The organism is Sphaerotilus sp., assembly GCF_041083715.1.
Classification (GTDB): Bacteria; Pseudomonadota; Gammaproteobacteria; order Burkholderiales; family Burkholderiaceae_C; genus Sphaerotilus.
The window spans coordinates 1-2,737 of sequence record NZ_JBFPGY010000208.1 but is presented as its reverse complement, the minus strand read 5'-3'; the positions used below and the strand labels follow the sequence as shown (position 1 = coordinate 2,737).

Below are 2,737 nucleotides of genomic sequence, written 5' to 3'. Positions count from 1 at the left end.
CGGCCGAGATGGAGGGCATCGCGCGGCGCATGTTCGCGCTGCCCTACGTCGAGATCGCCTCGCACACCTACTCGCACCCCTTCACCTGGAGCGACGTCGAGAAGGGCGCCTTCGGCAAGGGCTACGCACTGGAGCTGCCGGGCTACCGCTTCGACGCCGAACGCGAGATCCAGGGCTCGATCGACTACATCCAGACCCGGCTCGCCCCGGCCGGCAAGCCGGTGGTGCTGCTGCAGTGGAGCGGCGACACCAACCCGAACGAGAAGACGCTGGCGGCGCTGGCCAAGTCCGGCGTGCTGGCGATCAACGGCGGCGAGACGATCGCCACCAACGCACTGAACTCGATGACGAACGTCGCGCCGCTGGGCATCCAGAAGGGCCCGTATTTCCAGGTCTACGCGCCCAACCAGAACGAGAACGTCTACACCAACCACTTCACCGGCCCGCTCTACGGCTACGAGCGCGTGATCGAGACCTTCCAGCTCACCGAGCGGCCCTACCGCCTGAAGCCGGTCGACATCTACTACCACACGTACTCGGCCTCGCGGCGCGCCTCGCTGGAAGCGGTGCACCGCGTCTACCGATGGGCGCTGGCACAGCCGCTGCACCCGGTCTACCCGACGGACTACGTGCGCAAGGCGATGAACTACGCGCAGATCGTCATCGCCCGCAGCGACAACGGCTTCCTGGTCCGCGGCGCCGGCCCCTTGCGCGAACTGCGTGCACCACGCGCGATGGGCGTGCCGCAGATCCAGGGCAGCCGCGGCCTGGCCGGCTTCTCTGCCGGCGAGCAGGAGCAGTACCTCCACCTGAGCGACAGCGAGGCCTGGCTGGCCTTCGCCCCGAACGCCGACAACGCCGCCCATCTGGTCGACGCCAACGCGCGCGTCGTCTCGATGGAACGCACCCCCACCGGCACGCGCCTGCAACTGCACAGCCATGTGCCGCTGCGCCTGTCGATCCGCCACCCTGCCGGCTGTGCCATCAGCCTGGACGGGCGGCGTCTGAGTCCGACCGGCGGCACCGACGGCCTCTTCCACTACGCCAGCGACAAAGATGGAACAGAAACGCTCACGATTGGTTGCCCCTGACGCGACGGGACTGCGCGCACGCATCCTGTCCACGGGCGGCCTGCTCGTGGTGGCCGCGATGGTGCTCGTGCTGCTGGCAATGCTCTACCCACGCCAGCAGCTGATCGACCGCCTGCGGGCCGAGCCGCGCAATGACGAACTCAGCGTCAGCTACCTCGCCAACCTGCTGTCGAGCGAGCCGGACAACGACGAGCTGCGCATCCTGCTGGCCGAGCGCCACTTCTCGCTCGGCCAGACCGACCGCACCGAGGCGACGCTGGAGCCGATGCTGCGCAAGGCGGTCGCCAGCGAGGACACGCGCCAGCGCCTGTACCGCCTGACCTACAACCTGCTGGAGCAGCGCGCCAACGCCGCCCGCCCCGGCAGCCCGGAAGCCCTGGCCCTGCGCGCGCAGCTGATCGAAGCGCTCCAGGCCCGCCTGTCCATGGACTGGACCACCCCGCAGCTGCTGGAATTCGCCCGCAAGGCCACCGCGCTGGAGCAGCTCGGCCTGGCCCAGCGTTTCCAAGCCCTGATCCACTTCGACAGCGAAGGCGACCAGGCCCCGTGGTTCGCGGAAGCGGTCCGCACTGCGCTCTGGGCCCAGGACTACAACGGCGCCGCCACGCTGCACCTGCGTGCGCTGGAAATCAGCCCGACGCTGGAGCGCAAGCGGATGCACCTGCACGAGGCCCTGCGCATCCTGCAGTCCGGCAACCTGCTCGACCAGGCGCTCGCTGTCGCCGAAGACAACGCCGAGATCGTCGGCAACGACCGTGTACTGCTGGACTACCTGACCCGGCTGTCGCTGGCGGCCAACCGCCCGGTCGAGGCGCAGGGCTATGCCAAGCGGCTGCTGCAGATGAGCCAGATGAACACGCCGCAGCCCGACCGCGACGCCCGCCTGGCGGCGCCCTTGCGCTGGCTCGCCCGCACGGTCGATCTGCTGGTGTCGCCCGCGCAGGCTGCGGAGCCGGAGGCCGCCAGTCCGGCGGCCTCGGCCGCTGGCGCACCGGCGGCTGGCGACCCCAAACTGCCGTTCGACGACGGCGCCTACCTGCTCGCCTTCCAGACCTTCCTGGCCAACCGCAACCAGACGGACGCCTGGCGCGTGGCTGCCTCGGCTGTCCGGCAGGGGCCGACCAACGTCGCCTGGCGCGAGCGGCTGGCGCAGGTCAGCGAGTGGGTCGGCAAGCCCGAAGAGGCCCTGGAACACTGGCGGGCCCTGGCGACGCTGGCGGCAGGGCCGGGCGGCGACCGCGCCACGCTGGACCGGGCGCTGCAGTCGGTGCTGCGGCTGGCACCGAGCCTCAATGACGACGAGGTGATGCTCTCGACCTGGGTCCAGATCGGCTCGCTGCGCAAGCTGACGCTCGACGAGACGCTCGGCATCGTGGCCATCACCGAGCGCCTGGGCCGCCCGGAAGCGGGCATGCAGTGGCTGGTCGAGAGCGACCGCCGCCAGCCCGACCGGCGGCTGCTGGAAACCCAGGTCGATCTGGCCGAGCGCATGGGCGACCTGCCGACCGCCATCGATGCGCTGCACCGGCTGATCCAGCGCGACGGGTCCACCGTGCCGCGCGCGATGCGGCTGGCCCGGATGCACGGCGTGCGCGGCGAACACGCCATGGCCCATGACGCACTGGCACCGCTGGCCGGCAGCGTCG

The 2,737-nt window shown here is 70.6% G+C and carries 2 protein-coding genes; both read left to right on the top strand.

What is annotated here, in order from left to right:
• Nucleotides 1-1,091 (top strand): polysaccharide deacetylase family protein (locus AB3X43_RS09195; protein WP_473965098.1); only part of this gene is annotated, 1,091 nt, incomplete at its 5' end.
• On the top strand, nt 1,057-2,737 hold a 1,681-nt coding region (locus tag AB3X43_RS09190), incomplete at its 3' end, for a tetratricopeptide repeat protein (protein ID WP_369429545.1). The genes AB3X43_RS09195 and AB3X43_RS09190, both read left to right, overlap by 35 nt.